General features: G+C 68.5%; 17 protein-coding genes and 2 pseudogenes. 11 read left to right on the top strand and 8 right to left on the bottom strand.

Annotation, left to right across the window (positions count from 1 at the left end; all coding sequences use genetic code 11):
* The 4 genes and pseudogenes from AB0J97_RS22280 to AB0J97_RS22295 form a co-directional block, all read left to right on the top strand.
* A pseudogene (locus AB0J97_RS22280) lies at nt 1–285 on the top strand (hypothetical protein); the annotation flags it as partial.
* A 500-nt stretch (nt 286–785) separates the two neighbouring features.
* Complete coding sequence (locus AB0J97_RS22285; RefSeq protein WP_364091502.1) at nt 786–1,016, top strand: hypothetical protein; 231 nt, start codon at nt 786–788, stop codon at nt 1,014–1,016.
* 585 nt (nt 1,017–1,601) lie between these two features.
* On the top strand, nt 1,602–2,648 hold the full coding sequence (locus AB0J97_RS22290; protein WP_364091504.1) for a tyrosine-type recombinase/integrase: 1,047 nt from the start codon (nt 1,602–1,604) through the stop codon (nt 2,646–2,648).
* Nucleotides 2,645–2,971 carry a helix-turn-helix transcriptional regulator gene (locus AB0J97_RS22295; RefSeq protein ID WP_364091505.1) on the top strand — a complete coding sequence of 109 codons (327 nt, stop codon included), beginning with the start codon at nt 2,645–2,647 and terminating at the stop codon, nt 2,969–2,971. The genes AB0J97_RS22290 and AB0J97_RS22295 overlap by 4 nt, the downstream gene beginning before the upstream one ends.
* 91 nt (nt 2,972–3,062) lie before the next feature.
* On the opposite strand, the gene AB0J97_RS22300 is transcribed toward AB0J97_RS22295, so the two are convergent.
* Entirely contained in the window at nt 3,063–3,752 is a 690-nt protein-coding gene (locus tag AB0J97_RS22300) for a hypothetical protein (protein WP_364091507.1), read from the bottom strand.
* Between the two features lie 110 nt (nt 3,753–3,862).
* The gene (locus tag AB0J97_RS22305) at nt 3,863–4,138 is read right to left on the bottom strand and encodes a hypothetical protein (protein ID WP_364091509.1); all 276 of its coding nucleotides are present in this window, start codon (nt 4,136–4,138) and stop codon (nt 3,863–3,865) included.
* Here AB0J97_RS22305 and AB0J97_RS22310 point away from each other — a divergent pair.
* Nucleotides 4,121–5,032, top strand: a complete 912-nt coding sequence (locus AB0J97_RS22310; RefSeq protein WP_364091511.1) for a recombinase family protein — start codon at nt 4,121–4,123, stop codon at nt 5,030–5,032. The two genes, AB0J97_RS22305 and AB0J97_RS22310, sit on opposite strands and share 18 nt — an antisense overlap.
* Nucleotides 5,033–5,183: 151 nt before the next feature.
* On the opposite strand, the gene AB0J97_RS22315 is transcribed toward AB0J97_RS22310, so the two are convergent.
* The gene (locus AB0J97_RS22315) at nt 5,184–5,540 is read right to left on the bottom strand and encodes a hypothetical protein (protein ID WP_364091513.1); all 357 of its coding nucleotides are present in this window, start codon (nt 5,538–5,540) and stop codon (nt 5,184–5,186) included.
* Nucleotides 5,541–5,632: 92 nt separating this feature from the next.
* On the opposite strand from AB0J97_RS22315, the gene AB0J97_RS22320 reads away from it, so the two are divergent.
* From AB0J97_RS22320 to AB0J97_RS22330, 3 genes are read left to right on the top strand one after another with little or no spacing between them, the layout of a single operon-like run.
* The gene (locus AB0J97_RS22320; RefSeq protein ID WP_364091515.1) at nt 5,633–6,781 is read left to right on the top strand and encodes a site-specific integrase; all 1,149 of its coding nucleotides are present in this window, start codon (nt 5,633–5,635) and stop codon (nt 6,779–6,781) included.
* A complete protein-coding gene (locus AB0J97_RS22325; protein ID WP_364091517.1) occupies nt 6,778–7,110 on the top strand; it encodes a helix-turn-helix transcriptional regulator in 333 nt (110 codons plus the stop codon). Before AB0J97_RS22320 ends, AB0J97_RS22325 begins: the two co-directional genes overlap by 4 nt.
* Nucleotides 7,107–8,582, top strand: coding sequence for a hypothetical protein (locus AB0J97_RS22330; protein WP_364091520.1), 1,476 nt, complete (start codon nt 7,107–7,109; stop codon nt 8,580–8,582). The genes AB0J97_RS22325 and AB0J97_RS22330 overlap by 4 nt, the downstream gene beginning before the upstream one ends.
* Before the next feature lie 204 nt (nt 8,583–8,786).
* Here AB0J97_RS22330 and AB0J97_RS22335 read toward each other — a convergent pair whose 3' ends face one another.
* The 3 genes from AB0J97_RS22335 to AB0J97_RS22345 form a co-directional block, all read right to left on the bottom strand.
* Nucleotides 8,787–9,362: an ATP-binding cassette domain-containing protein gene (locus tag AB0J97_RS22335; RefSeq protein ID WP_364091522.1), complete on the bottom strand. Its 576-nt coding sequence runs from the start codon at nt 9,360–9,362 to the stop codon at nt 8,787–8,789.
* Complete coding sequence (locus AB0J97_RS22340; protein WP_364091952.1) at nt 9,299–10,015, bottom strand: ABC transporter transmembrane domain-containing protein; 717 nt, start codon at nt 10,013–10,015, stop codon at nt 9,299–9,301. The genes AB0J97_RS22335 and AB0J97_RS22340 overlap by 64 nt, the downstream gene beginning before the upstream one ends.
* 99 nt (nt 10,016–10,114) lie before the next feature.
* Complete coding sequence (locus tag AB0J97_RS22345) at nt 10,115–11,200, bottom strand: ABC transporter ATP-binding protein (protein ID WP_364091524.1); 1,086 nt, start codon at nt 11,198–11,200, stop codon at nt 10,115–10,117.
* Here AB0J97_RS22345 and AB0J97_RS22350 point away from each other — a divergent pair.
* Nucleotides 11,102–11,338: a hypothetical protein gene (locus AB0J97_RS22350; protein WP_364091954.1), complete on the top strand. Its 237-nt coding sequence runs from the start codon at nt 11,102–11,104 to the stop codon at nt 11,336–11,338. The two genes, AB0J97_RS22345 and AB0J97_RS22350, sit on opposite strands and share 99 nt — an antisense overlap.
* A gap of 317 nt (nt 11,339–11,655) precedes the next feature.
* On the opposite strand, the pseudogene AB0J97_RS22355 reads toward AB0J97_RS22350, so the two are convergent.
* Both AB0J97_RS22355 and AB0J97_RS22360 read right to left on the bottom strand, forming a co-directional pair.
* Nucleotides 11,656–11,835 (bottom strand): annotated as a pseudogene (locus tag AB0J97_RS22355) (TrmO family methyltransferase); the annotation flags it as partial.
* A gap of 123 nt (nt 11,836–11,958) precedes the next feature.
* Nucleotides 11,959–12,627, bottom strand: a complete 669-nt coding sequence (locus tag AB0J97_RS22360) for a class I SAM-dependent methyltransferase (RefSeq protein WP_364091525.1) — start codon at nt 12,625–12,627, stop codon at nt 11,959–11,961.
* Between the two features lie 61 nt (nt 12,628–12,688).
* Here AB0J97_RS22360 and AB0J97_RS22365 point away from each other — a divergent pair, with 61 nt between their 5' ends.
* Both AB0J97_RS22365 and AB0J97_RS22370 read left to right on the top strand, forming a co-directional pair.
* Nucleotides 12,689–13,327 (top strand): helix-turn-helix domain-containing protein, encoded by a 639-nt coding sequence (locus tag AB0J97_RS22365; RefSeq protein ID WP_364091526.1) that lies wholly within the window; start codon nt 12,689–12,691, stop codon nt 13,325–13,327.
* 659 nt (nt 13,328–13,986) lie between these two features.
* On the top strand, nt 13,987–14,532 hold the full coding sequence (locus AB0J97_RS22370; RefSeq protein ID WP_364091528.1) for an ATP-binding protein: 546 nt from the start codon (nt 13,987–13,989) through the stop codon (nt 14,530–14,532).
* Nucleotides 14,533–14,561: the final 29 nt, after the last annotated feature.

Below are 14,561 nucleotides of genomic sequence, written 5' to 3' on the forward strand. Positions count from 1 at the left end.
ATCCAGGCGGTCAGCCCGCAGGAGGGCGGCCTGGCCTCGGGCGTCAGCAGCACCACCCGGCAGATCGGCGCGGTGCTCGGCGTGGCGGTGCTCGGAGCGATCGTCCACACGCGGGAGACCGGCGGAGCCTCCTTCGAATCCGGCCTGGGCAGCGCCTTCCTCGTGGCGGGTGCGGTGACGCTGGCCTGCGCCGTGTTCACCGTCCTGTGGCTGAGCGCGGCCCGGACGCCGCGGGCCGTCCGGACGAACAGTCAGGAGGCCAGGCTGTCAGTGAGCGGCCGCTGACGTCTCCGGGGAGGGGAGCCCTCTCCGGCGTCCTTCTCCCGAGTGTGGGCCCAGCCGCCAGGTAGCCCTTGACCACTCAGAACCTCGATTCTGTCCGGTCCCCGGGATGACCTAGCCGCAGGTCAGCGCAACGGGGGTGCGTTCTACGGAGATTCGGCTGCATCCCGGCCCCACCCATTCGGCGCCGAAAATCAGTCGCCGCGCCATCTGGCACCCCAGTGGCCTGCAACAACCCCACCACCTTGGGGCTGGGGCCACGCTCGGGAAGAGGACGCCTACAAGGGCAGGAATGAGCCCGCCTCTCAGAAGCAGGCCAGTCGATCACACGCCCGCCTGTGACACGTCTGTGGCACTGGCGACATGGCGAGGATTACGTCACTTTCCGCAACCCAACGCATTCTTATGACTACTTTCTGCAACTGCAACGATGAGAGGGACACCCCCCGGGTGCGTGAGCGCCCCAGCGCACGCGCATCCGGACAGCCCCCAGAGGAGTTCCCTTGCCGCAGTCCCATCGCCCCCGCATCACCGCCCTGCTGGCCGCTCTGATCACCGCCGCCGGCCTCACCTCCCTCGCCTCGCCCGCCCACGCCGCCGGAAGCGTCACCTGCGACACCTCCGGCACCATGTACTTCAAGCCGGGCGTGCAGATCGTCCCACTCAAGCAGGACATCGAGATCCGCGGCGCCAACGGCTCCTGCCGCGACTCCACCAGCCTCGGCATCAACTAGGCCAAGCTCACCGCGAACTTCAGCGGCGTCTGGCTCACCTGCGAACTCGGCGGCGGCGGCACCGGCCATGGCACCGGCACCCTGGACTGGACCCTGAACGACGCCAGGAGGGCCCGCAGCGACCTCGACCTCAACTTCGAAAGCAACATCGCCAGCGAGGTGACCCTGTCCGGCCAGGTCCTCGGCGGCCCCCTCGACGGCGAGAAGTTCTCCGCCCACCTGCACGCCGACCTGTTCCGCGGCAGCCTCAAGTGCACCGTCGGCGGCCCCTTTCGGCGGCGCCAAGAGCATCGGCTACCACGGCGACCTCACCGTGGGCTGACCCACGCCCACGGGCCTGCGCCATAGGCGCCCCTGTCGCAGCGCTGCCCCGCCTTCTCAGGTAACTAATAACCCTTGAGTTCCTCGTGGTTCTTCAGCCTCTCTAGCCCCTGGACCTGGGTATATCTGCTGGCGCTCCGGCTTCTTCGCGAGTTGATGAGATTTCGGGGATTCTGAAGGTCTATCGTCCTGGTCGTTCGTCTTGCTGTGAAAGTGAAGGCGAGGTGGCCGGAGTTGACGCTGGCTGTGGTGAAGGATCTTCGGGTGGCTCGGGCTCCGGCCATCGCCGAGGACCTGGAGGCGCTGGAGACCGACGTGCTGGCCGGGTTCGTGCTGGCCCGGGCGGCGGCGGGGCTGTCGGACGGCACGATCTCCTCCGACGTGGTGCACCTGGAGCAGGCACGGGCCTGGTTCGGCCGGCCGCTGTGGGAGATGGAGCCCGCCGACGCCGACGCGTACTTCGGCAAGGTGCTGCGCTCCACTGCGAAGGGCACCCGACTGGCCCGTGCCCAGGCGATCAAGACGTTCTTCCTGTTCCTGGAACTTCGTCACAAGGTCGAGCTCCACCAGATGACCGGCCGCGTGGTCGAATGCCCGATCGATGAGATGAACCGACCGCGCGGCGGTCCGCTGGGCAAGCTGCGTATCCCGCCCACCGTCGAGCAGGTGAGCCGGTTGTTCGCCGGGTGGCGGCAGGAGCTGACGAGCTGCCGGAAGTTCGCCCCGACCGCCCGCAACTACACCGCCTGCCGCCTGATGTCCGAGGTCGGGCTGCGCGTGAACGAGGCGTGCAAGCTGGACCTGGCCGACATCAAGTGGGACCTGGGCCGCTTCGGCAAACTGCACGTCCGTCACGGCAAGGGCGCCCGCGGGTCCGGACCACGCGAGCGGATGGTTCCGCTGATCAACAACGCCGCGGCGACGCTGCGCTGGTTCGTCGAAGACGTGTGGGGCCAGTTCGGCGACGACCACACCCGGCCCGGCGTGGCGCTGCTGCTGTCGGAGCGCAAGAACACCGACGGATCAGTCGCCCGCGTCGGTGACGAGACGCTCCGGGCCGCGCTCGCGAGGGCCGCCGCCGCGCATCTGCCGGAATGGGCCGACGTGCTCACCCCGCACGTGCTGCGGCACTTCTGCGCCTCCCAGCTCTATCAGCAGGGCATGGACCTGATCGCCATTCAGCAGCTGCTCGGCCATGCCTGGATCGCCACCACGATGAAATACGTGCACGTCACCGGCACTCACATCGAAGACGCCTGGGCAGCGGGCCAGCAGCGCGCGGCCACCCGGCTGGAAGGACTACGGCGATGAAGTGGAATCTGCGGCTGACGGCGGCCAACCGCGGCATCTGGAAGGCCAGCCAGCTGCAGCGGATGCTCGCCGAGCACGGCCTGAAGATCAGCGCCGGGAAGATGTCCAGTCTGTGGTCGGGCGAGCCGGCCAGCATCAAGCTGGACGACCTCAACGTCATCTGCACGGTGCTGAACTGCGGCGTCGAGGAACTCCTGATCCCCGAGCCGGACAAGGTGCGCAAGCCCGATGACCAGCAGGCAGCCCCGGCGGCGGCCGCGGCCTCGAACGCGCCGATGGTGACACCACGCCAGCGTGACGGCCGCTCGCTGCCGCCTGAGTGAGATGCCTTACTCCGCCGGACGCAGCTCGGCCAGCTGCATCGACTGCATGGCCTGGGGCATCTTGAACGGGCGACGCTGCGCCGCCTGCACCTTATGGCGCAACAAGCACCGCGGTGACGAGCAGCCCTGCGCCAGGTGCGGCCGGTCGGCCCTGCTGCGCAACCGTCACTGCCGCTTGTGCTGGAACCAGGCCCGGGCCGAAGCTCACGCGGCCGGCCCTGCGAGCGGAAGAGCCATCGCCTCTCGTTTCCTGGACCAGATCGGCACCTTCCACCAGCTGTTCTTCGCCGGCGTGGTCAACAACCGAGGCGCCTCGACGACCCCGCCCCGCGTCCACGATCGGCGAGGCGCGCCTCGCAAGCCACCCCCTGAACCCGCGCGGCGCCCGCCGATCCGCTGGATCCAACTCCGACTGCTCGAGGCAGGCCGCGACTTCACCCGCTTCGACGCCGCCACCGACGCCGACCCCGGTAACCCCTGGCTGAGGTGGGCGATCTATGTCGCCCACCAGCTCGGAGAGACCCACGGCTGGCGCCGAGGCATGCACGACAACGTCCGGCGGGCCTTGACCGTCGTACTGTCCCAGCACACCGCTGGCGACATCATTTGCTACTCCGAGCTGTTCCCCGCCGTCCGGGCCCTGGACATCAGCGTCGAACGAGTGGCCGAGGTCCTGACCGAGATGGGCGTGCTCATCGACGACCGGCGCCCCTCCTTCGAAGCCTGGCTGGAGCGCAAACTCGACGGCCTGGCCGACGGCATCCGCGCCGAGACCGAGCACTGGCTACGAACCTTGCACCAGGGAGGCCCTCGCACCGCCGCACGCAAGCCGGACACCGTCTGGACGCACATGAACAACGTCCAGCCCGCCCTCCTGGCCTGGTCACAGCGCTATGACCACTTGCGCGAGGTCACCCGAGAGGACGTCCTGGCCGCCCTCGACGACCTGACCGGCTCCCGTCGAATCCAATCGTTGATCTCGCTGCGCTCGCTGTTCGCCTTCTGCAGGAAGACCGGAAGATCTTCCGCAACCCCACCCGCGGCATCAAGGTCGGCCAGCAACCCTACCGGCTCGCGCAGCCACTCTCCCCGGACGACGTCGACCACGCCGTTCAGGCGGCCACCACCCCGGCGGCCCGGCTCGCCCTCATGCTCGCCGCCGTCCACGCCGCCCGCCCCGGCGCGATCCGAGCCCTCCTGTTGGAGGACCTCGACCTGGGCAACCGACGGCTCACCGTCGCCGGACGCACCCGACCGATCGACGACTTCACCCACCAGATCCTGCTCGAATGGCTGGAGTTCCGCCGAACCCGCTGGCCCAGCACCGCCAACCCGCACCTGCTCATCAACCAGATGAGCGCCCACGGAACGGGCCCCGTGAGCACCATCTACTTCGCCAAGACCCGACTACGCAGAGCTACTTTGCCCCTGGTGACGGCGACCCGAGCGCCGGGCCTATCCGGAACACTTGAGCACGTGACCGGAACCCGCGTCGGCTACGCCCGCTGCTCGACCGACGAGCAAGACGTCGTGATCCAGACCGAGCAACTCCTGACCCTCGGCGTCCCCGAAGACCGCATCTACATCGACCGCGGCTTCTCCGGCACCACCCGCCGCAACCGCGCCGGCCTGGACCAGGCCCTCGCCGCCGTGTGGGACGGCAGCGTCTTCACCGTGACCAAGTTCGACCGGTTCGCCCGTAACATGGCCGAGGCCAACCAGATCCTCACCGATCTGTCCGGCCGCGGCGTCCTGTTCGGCCTGGGCGCATCCGTCTACGACTGGAACGACCCGTTCGGGCGGCTGTTCCTGCAGACCCTCGCCATGGTCGCCGAGTTCGAGGCCAACCTCGGGCACATGCGCACCCGCGAGGGCATGGCCCTGGCCAAGAAGAACGGCAAGCTAAAGGGCAAGCAACCCAAACTGCCTGAACCCGCCCGGCGTTCCATCCGCCGGCGATACGCCGAGGGCGAGGTGTCCCTGGCCGACCTGGCCACCGAATACAGCGTCGGACGCTCCACCATCCACCGCATCATCCACAGGCCAGAGACCTCTAGGTAGAGCGATCACACGCCAAAGCTGGACGTCATGCTTCACTCAAGATCATTCTCAGCGCCAACGGCTGTTCCTGGGTTCCAACTGATCGCTATTGCATCTGATGAGTTCTCAGATCGTTCGACACGCGAGGTGCGCGGCAGAGCCGGAGGGTCGGTCAGCGAGCCAAGCCCGCCTCACGTTCGACGAGGTATTCGTCGAGCAGGTCGAAGAGTACGTCGATGACGAGTCGTTCTTGTTCTTGGGGTAGGTCCCAGTGATCCCAACCGTCAGGAAGGGCGATGTGGCGAACATGTCCTGACCAGCCGTGATTGCAGGTTTGGCCGCGCTTGGCGATGAGCCAGTCCGTCCAGTCGCGCAGGCCTGGGCCGCCATGGCGCAGGGCGTGCTGGTCGTAGCCGTCGAGGAACGCTTCCAGTCGATCAAGTCGGCCACCGATCACATACATCGGTAGCCGGCGTCTGACGTTCGCGAAGTACTCACGCTCACTCATATCGGCCAGGCTCTTGGTCATCGGATCATGCTTTCACCTGCAGGCTTGCCAAGTCGATTACTTCTGATGAAAGATCCCTTCGTTTGATGTAATCGGTTGGAGGGTGGCGGAGAGTGAGCCGGGACGTGATGGCGCCGGGCGCTGCGGGCCTGCATCTGGTCGGTGGAACGGTGTTGCTTCGACCGGAGGAACAGGTGGCCGAGGCGATGCTGGCGGGCTGGCGGAATCAGCAGATGGCCCGGAATCTGGCGTTCTCCACGATCGAGGGCCGCGAGAACGCGGTGAAGGCGTTCTCCCGCCACGCTGACGCGTACCCGTGGCAGTGGATGCCACAGATGGTGGACGAGTGGCTGGGCGACCTGCGGGCGATCCGGCATCTAAGGCAGTCGACGCTGCGGAACTACGCCGAGGCGGTCCGGTCGTTCTGCGCGTTCCTCACCGATCCGGCCTATGGGTGGGCGGCGGAGTGCGAGCGGCGCTTCGGGTCGCATCCGATCCAGGTCTGCCACGAATGGAACACCGCGGTTCACCTCCAGGACAACGAGGCCGATCCGGCCAAGCGGGCGTTCACCCGCGATGAGCTCCAGGCGTTCTTCGACTACGCCGACGACCAGGTCCACCGGGTCAGTGGCGCGGGTCGCAAGGGCTGGCTGCCGGCATTCCGCGACGCGACACTGTTCAAGACCGCCTATGCCTACGGGCTGCGCCGCCGTGAGGATCGGATGCTGGACCTGGTCGACTTCGGCCCCAACCCGCACGCGCCAGTCTTCGGAGACTTCGGCGTCTGCTACGTCCGCTGGGGCAAGGCGATGAAGGGTTCACCGCCCAAGCGCCGCAGTGTCCTGACGGTTGGCCCGCGCGACGGTGTCGGCGGGATGGACTGGATCGTCGACATCCTCGACCAGTGGGTCACCGAAGTCCGGCCTGGGTTCGCCCAGGCGGCCGTCTCGCCGGCGTTCTGGCCTTCAGAGCGCAGCCCGCGGATCGGTTTCTCCCAGATCAACACCCGCTTGGCCACCTACCGCGACGCGCTCGGCCTCGACCCAGGCCTGGACTTCCACTCCTTCCGCCGCTCCTACGTCACCCACCTCATCGAGGACGGCTGGGACCCCCGGTTCGTCCAGGAGCAAGTCGGCCACGAGCACGCCTCCACCACCTCGATCTATACCTGCGTCTCCTCCGACTTCCGCACCCGCACCCTGCGTCAGGCGATGGAATCAACCCTGAACGCCGCTCTGGGCACCGGAAGGAAGAACCGATGAAACGCCAGGTCAGCTACCAGTGGCGGCTCCGCGAGACCATGGCCGCGCATGGCATGTTCAACGCCACCGACCTCGCCCAGCCTCTCGCCGACCGCGGCATCACCCTGTCCTCGGTCCAGATCTGGCGGCTGGTCACCCACATCCCCGAACGGCTCTCCCTGCCGGTTCTCGCCGCGCTCTGCGACATCTTCGACTGCACCCCCGCCGACCTCATCGCCACCAAAGCCGAAAACGCCGCACCCCGCCGCACCGCCACCGGCGACACCGGCCCGGCAGCCCAGATCGCGCCGATCAGGCCCAAGCGCGCCCGGATCCGCCCCGACCAATGAGCCCCCTCTCCCCAGAGCACTACGAACGCTGGCATCTGCGCGACTGCGCCCGCTGCGGCCGCCGCGCCGCCAAAGCCGCAAATTGGTCCGACGGACCGATCTGCCGGACCTGCCTGCACAAGGCCGAAAACACCCACGGCACCTGCCCCGCCTGCGGGACCGACCGTCTCCTGCCCGGCCGCAGCGATAACGGCGAGGCGATCTGCCGGGATTGCGCCGGCATCACCCGCTCGTTCTCCTGCTCCCGCTGCGGACACGAAGGCCAGCTCTATACAGGTCGTCTCTGCACCAGATGCACCCTGACCGACCTGGTCCACACCGTCTTCGACGACGGCACCGGCTCCATCAGCCCAGCCTTGCGCCCACTCGCCGATCGGCTGATCGCCTCGCCCAACCCCAAGTCCACCTGGATGTGGTTGCGGCGCCCCTACATCCGGGACCTCGTCAGCGATCTCGCGGACGGCACCCTTCCCCTCACTCACGAAGCCCTCCACCCGCTTCCGAACTGGAGGACCGTCGCCCACCTGCGCGACCTGCTCATGGCCAGCGGGGCCCTGCCCTTGGTCGACAAGCAGATCCTTCACCACGAGACCTGGCTCACCCACTGCTACGCCGAACTCGCCGACGACCCCCACCTGCGGATCCTGCGCGCCTTCGCCACCTGGCATCAACTGCCGCGCATGCGCGCCCGCGCTGCGGCCAGTCCTCTGACCCCAGGCTCCCGTAGTTCCGCCGGCGAACAGTTCAAGGCCGCCCACGGCTTTCTGACCTGGCTCGATGACTCCGCTCACCATCTCGGGTCCTGCACGCAGGGCCTCCTCGACGCCTGGCACGCCACGCACCCCCAGCACCAACACAACACCTTGCGGGTTTTCCTACGCTGGGCCGTCAGCGATGGTCGCATGCCCAAGCTCCGGATCCCGACTCCGGCCACCGCTAAGGCTCCGCCCCTGTCTCAGCGCCGCCGCCTGGAACTTCTCCGACGCGCGCTCAGCGACGAGAGACTGGCCCTCCCCACCCGGGTCTCGGCCTGCCTTATGCTCCTCTTCGCTCAGCCGATCACACGGATCGTTCGCCTCACCCTCGACGACCTCATCGCGCTCGACGGCGAACTCCACATTCGACTCGGAGACCCGCCCACACCGGTCCCCGAGCCCTTCGCAGGCCTTCTGCTCCAACTGGCCGACGAACGGCCCCATCTGAACACCGCCACCAACCCCCGCGCCCGCTGGCTCTTCCCCGGCCGCCGAGCTGACCAACCCACCAACCCCGGCACGCTCCGCGAACATCTACGCCTCGCTGGATTCCTCACCGGCACCGCACGACCAGCAGCACTGCGCCAACTCGTCCTCCAAGCCCCCGCACCGGTCATTGCCAGGGCCCTCGGCTTCCATGACAAGACCACCACCCGAGTCGCCGCTAACGCAGGCGGCACCTGGAACCGCTACGCCCCGAACGACCACTCACAGTGAACGCCCTCAGCCCGACTGGTCCGAATACAGACCACTTGATCAACGACTCCTACCAGTCTCGACCCCGAATTCACTCATGCGGAGACTGTGCACGGGCGGCCGGCTGACGGTCTTGGACAAATGCTCCCGCGCAGTCGAAGACCGGCGGCCGTCACCATGACGGCCGTACCGAGGCACCAAGGCCGGAACACGGGCCCGGCGGGCTCATTCCCGCGCGGCGGGAGCCATGGAGATGTTCCAGAAGCCGGCGTAACGGCCGCCACGGTCGAGCAGTTCGTCGTGGCTGCCTTCCTCCACGATCCGGCCGCCGTCCAGAAAGACGATGCGGTCGGCGCGCCGGACGGTCCGCATCCGATGCGCCACCATCACCACCGTCCGGCCCGCCATCAGGCGCTGGACGCCCTCGTGGACGGCCGCCTCGTTGACCGGGTCCAGCGCCGAGGTCACCTCGTCCAGCAGCACGATGGGCGCGTTCTTCAGCAGCGCCCGCGCGATCGAGACACGCTGGCGCTCACCACCTGACAGCAGCGCGCCGCCCTCGCCGACGTTCGCCGCCCATCCGCCGGGCAGTCGCTCGATCACTTCGTCCAGCCGCGCCGCGGTCGCCGCCGCCCGCACCTCGGCGACGCCCGCGTCGGGACGGCCCAGGCGCACGTTCTCCTCGATCCTGCCGTCGAAGAGGTACACCTCCTGGAAGACGATGGCGATCCGGGCCATCAACGTCTCGGTGCTGATCTGGCGCACGTCCACGCCTCCCACGCGCACCGCGCCGGCGTCCACGTCGTAGAAGCGCGCCAGCAGTTGCAGCAGTGTGCTTTGCCCGCACCGGACGGCCCGACGACCGCGAGCCGCTGTCCCTCTTCGATCACACGCCCGCCGGCCTCCTGGTCGCGTTCGTGACGGTCGGCGTCGGCGGTGGCCGTCGCGCGTGCCGTCCAGGCCTGGATCGCCGCCACGACGGGTGCGGCCAGCCCCATCCGCCAGGTGAAGGCGGTCATCACGGCCACGATGGTCAGGGGCGTGACCAGGGCGGCGATGAACGGTGCCAGCAGATGCGCGGCCACGCCCATGGCTTGCAGGAGGCCGCGGCCGGCCAGGGCGGACACCTCGCCGATGCGAGCGGCGTTGTACCAGCCGAGGGGGAGGCGGGCCAGGTGCTCGCCGAGCCGGTGATACGTGCCGCGCAACATGGTGGTCCCGACCCGCATGCCGGACAAGTCGCTGATGTAGCGCAGCACGGCGTAGAGGGCGACCGCGGACCCGAACGCGACCAGCCAGGGCACGGCGTCCGCGGGCGTGCTGCCGAGCAGCGCCCGCAGCACCGGGACCAGCAGTGCGTAGGACAAACCTTCGACCACAGCCGTGATCGTCATCAGGACCACGGTGCGGCGCATCGCCGCGGCGTACTCGTCTCCGAGTACGCGCAGCAGCATTCGGATCACGGGGCTCGTCTCCTCGCAGCACGCCATCGTGGGTTTCGATCTCGGTGGATCGGTGGGATCGCCAGAACGCGGCGACCTTTCCGCGTCGTGTCAGCAGGTCGGCAGCGCGCGGGCGATCGAGATCCGCTGCGCCTCGCCTCTGGACAGCTTGGTCTCTTCACCGAGCACCGTGTCGTACCCGCGCGGCAGCCGGAGGATGCGGTCGTGGATGCCGGCCAGCCGGGCGGCGCGGATCACGTCGTCGCGGCCGGCCCGCGGCACCGCCAGCGCGATGTTGTCGGCGACCGAGACGCGCAGCAGACGGACGTCCTGGAAGACGAAGGACACCTGCCGGTGCAGCTCCCGGCTGCCGATCTCGCGCAGATCGACGCCGCCGAGAAGGACCGAGCCGTGGGTGGGGTCGAAGAACCGCGGCAACAGCTGGACCAGCGTCGACTTCCCGCTTCCCGACGGCCCGACGACCGCGGTGATCGTCCCCGGCTCCAGCACCAGATCGATGCCGCGCAGCGCCTCGTGGCCGGCCCCATCATCGACCTCGTAGGCGAAGCGGACGTCACGCAGTTCCACCCGGTGCCCCTGCGGCGCACGCGGGTGGGCGGGCTCGGGCAGTGGCCGGACCGCGAGCACGTCTTTGATCCGGCCGACCGCACGGCCGGCGGCCTGCAGGTCGTCGAAGCCGTGGCCGAGCGCCGCCACCGGAGCGGTCAGCCCCAGCCCGAGCAGCAGGAACGGCGGCAGATCCGTCGGCGCCAGGCCGCCGGAGGTGATCAGTGCCGTGCCGCCGACCAGCACGACCAGCAGCACGAACGGCGGCGACAGCGCCAGCTGCATCCCGGCGGCGACCACGGACATGCCGCGCACCCAGCGGGAGAAGATGCTGACGAAGTCGTCGGTGGCCGTCAGGAACGTGCGGTGGGCGCGCTCGCCTCCGCCGAACGCCTTGACCACCGAGATGCCTTGCACGAACTCGACGACGGAACTGGCGATCCGTCCCACGGCCGCGTCGTAGGCCTTCTGCTCGCGCGTCCTGGCCGGTTCCACGTACAAATCGGCCTGCCACCCAAGCAGGCCGCGAGGCTGGTCCGCTTCGACCATGCCGCTCATCGCCTGGCCGCGGGGCACGACGCGGCCGCGGTCGCGGCGGACGGCGGCTATGCCGACCAGTCTCACCTGCATCGGGACGTCATGGCGTTCGCCGGAGTGACTCCCGCGACCGTGGTCCGCGAACCATTCCTGGCGGTTGACGACGTCGCATGGCCCGACCACGGAACTTCCGACCGGCCCGGTGCTGCCGATCGGGCGCGTGTGGCGTGACCGCTCCGCACGAGAGGACCAACCTCGGCTGCGGATCTATGACGGCGAGGCGGCTGCTGGAGATCGATGAGATGGGCCACAAGCGGGCTGACGCTGTGTCCCGCCGCTGGAAGACCGCGTCCAAGACGTGACGGCCTCCGCCATGGAGCATCCATGCCGAGCGGGCGCATCCACGCCGAACTACGTTCATATCAGTAGCTCTCTTCATTGGACGATGCAGCGGCGCTCGGCCTGGTCGCAGACACGGGCGGTGAGTGTCGTCCACGTGCGACCAGGTTGATCACTGGCCGGCCGGCGAGCGCCCGCCGGCCGGAACCTCAGTAGTAGGAGCTCATGAGCTCGGTGGCCCAGGCCGGTTGGGTGACCGGATGGCGGGGAGCGAACTCGATCAGGTACGGCTTGATATCCAGGATGGGGGTGCCTGACAGCGCGTCCAGATCGGCGACGTGCACGTTCAGGCCGTCCACGGCGAGGAGTCGGCAGCGGGAGACACCAAGACGGTTGGGACGCGGCGCTCAGGGCAGGCACCCGGCGTGTCGACCACTACGCCGCCCGAGCTCGACTTGCTCGGGCGGCGTGAGATCTGCCACAGACCTGTAGAAACCCGCGGCCGGAGATGGTCAGGCGTCGCGGCGCAGCGTGAACCAGAAGGTCGGCACCGAGTTGGTGCCCGGCGTGACGTCGAGTAGTTCCCAGCCGGCGAACCTGGCGAGGAGCTCGTCGGCTGTGACGCCCGCCGCCCACGACTTGACCTCGGGCATCGGACTGCCGAGCGGCTCGGGGCCGTACCCGAACATCAGCAACCGTGCTCCGGGAGCGGCGCGGTCGGTGAGCCCGGCGACGTAGGCGTCGCGGCGGTGCAGCGGGACCCCGCAATAACAGCTCAGGTCGAAGAACAGGTCGAAGGGGCCCGGCACGTCCAACTCGTCGAGGCGGGTGGCGTCTCCGTGCAGCAGCCGTACCGCCACTCCCGCCTGCGCAGCCTTCTCCCTGGCCTGGTCGACGGCGCGGTCGATCAGGTCGACGGCCGCCACATCCCAGCCGTGCCGCGCGAGGTAGATGGCGTTGGTCCCCGTACCGCAGCCGAGTTCGAGGACGCGGCCGGGCGGCAGCGCCTCGTGCCCCTCCACCAGGGCGACCAATTCGGGCGGCGTCACGCCGGTGTCCCACGGCGCCTTGCCGGCGCGGTAGAAGCCCTCCAGCGCGCGGCGAACGGACTCCTCCTCGTGGTCTCGCCGCGTTGGGGCCAGGTCCGGTTCCGGCGTCTGGGCGGCGTTGAGCTGGTCCATCGTCTCCTCCAAGAATCTAGAGCTGAACTCTAGTGACATAATCTAGAGATATACTCGCAATATGGACCAAGTCAAACGGCCGGACAAGCGAGCCGAGCGCTCACGCCGCACCCGTGAGAAGATCGTCGAGGCGGCTCGCGAGCTGTTTGTCGCGCAGGGTTACGGGGCGACGAACCTGCAGGAGGTCGCGGACCGGGCGGGCGTGGCCGTCCAGACGGTCTATTTCGTCTTCCGCAACAAGCGCACGCTGTTCAAGGACGTCGTCGACACATCCATCGCCGGGGACAGCGAGCCGGTCGCCACCATGGATCGTGAGTGGTTTCGCGCCGCGTGCGCCGAGCCCACCGCAGCCGAGCAATTGCGCGCGCACGTCCACGGCACCCGCGAGATCCTGGGCCGGGTCGCCCCGATCATGCCGCTGATCGCGGCTGCCGCGGCCACCGACCCCGAGATCGCCGCACAGTGGCCGGACGGCCCCGACCCGCGTTACACCGTCCAGTACGCAGCGGCCGAAGCCCTGGCCCGCAAGCCCGACGCCCGTCCCGGCCTCTCCGTCGAGATGGCGGCGGACCTGCTGTTCGGCCTGCTCAGCCCGCAGCTCTACCTGATCTTCGTCCGCGACCGCGACTGGTCACCGGACACGTGGGAAGAGTGGGCCCGCACCGCCTTGACCTCCCAACTCTGTGCCGACCCGGGCTGAGCGGACGGACGTCACGATGGTCCGCCGGCCTGCAACGCTGGTGGCCAACCACCTGGCCGGCCTCCTGCGGGCCAGGTCGGACAACCTGGCCGGCCTTCGAGACGGGTAGAAGTCGTTGATCAAGTGGTCTGTATTCGAGCCAGTCACGCTGAGGGCGTTCACTGTGAGTGGTCATTGGGGGCGTAGCGGTTCCAGGTGCAGCCTGCGTCAGCGGCCACTCGGGTGGTGGTCTTGTCGTGGAAGCCGAGGGCCCTGGCAATGACCGCTGCGGGCGCCTGGAGGACGAGTTGGCGTAGTGCTGCTGGGCGTGCGGTACCGGTGAGGAATCCAGCGAGACGTAGATGTTCGCGAAGGGTCCCGGGGTTGGCGGGTTGGTCGGCTCGGCGGCCGGGAAAGAGCCGGCGGGCAGCGGGGGTTGGTGGCGGTGTTCAGATGGGGCCGTCCGGGCCGTCCAGCAGCTCACCCCAAAGAACCAGGAGCTGAGGGCGCAGTTGGAGCTGCCCGGACCGACCGTCACTTCGCTGCACCGTCGGCGCTGAGGGACGTGCCGGTCCGCTGCTCTCCCCGTGATCCGCCCGGCGAGAGGCTGCCGATGACGCCAAGGGCCTGGCCGATGAACCATGAAGTCACGACGCAGGGCGCAGGTCTATTGTTTGACCATGGCCTTCGGGGGTGAGATCCGCAACGGCGCCGGCGCCGGCAGACAGCCTGAACAGGTCTGGATCCCTGTCGGGCTCGTGCTGCTGGTCGGGCCGCCGGCCTCGGGCAAGAGCTCTTTCATTCAGGCGCTGATCGACCAAGACAAGATCGATCCTGAGGCCGTCGTGTCCAGCGACGCCATCGCCGAGCACTACCGCAACACTTCTGTTGACCGTGAATCAGCCGACCCCCAGATCTTCCAGGAGCGAGATCGCCGAGTCACTGCGCGACTTGCGGCCGGCCGCACCGCGATCGCCGAGTCAACCAACGTGCTCCCTCACGCGCGCGCCAGACTGCTCGCCATGGCCGACCGGCTTCAGATGCCGGTCACCGCACTACGCTTCATCCAGCCCGAGAAGGTCCTGCTGGAGCAGAACCAGGAACGGAGGAATGCCGTGCCTGCAGCCGAGGTCTCCCGCTACGCGGCACTCATGGCCAAGCATGCCAGCACCGGTCAGCTCTACGCAGAAGGGCTGGGAACTGAATACGTGAGAAAGGGGCCATGACCCGATCTTGGTAGTGCTTCCCCGCAGGT

The organism is Nonomuraea sp. NPDC049607, from assembly GCF_040675375.1.
Classification (GTDB): Bacteria; Actinomycetota; Actinomycetes; order Streptosporangiales; family Streptosporangiaceae; genus Nonomuraea.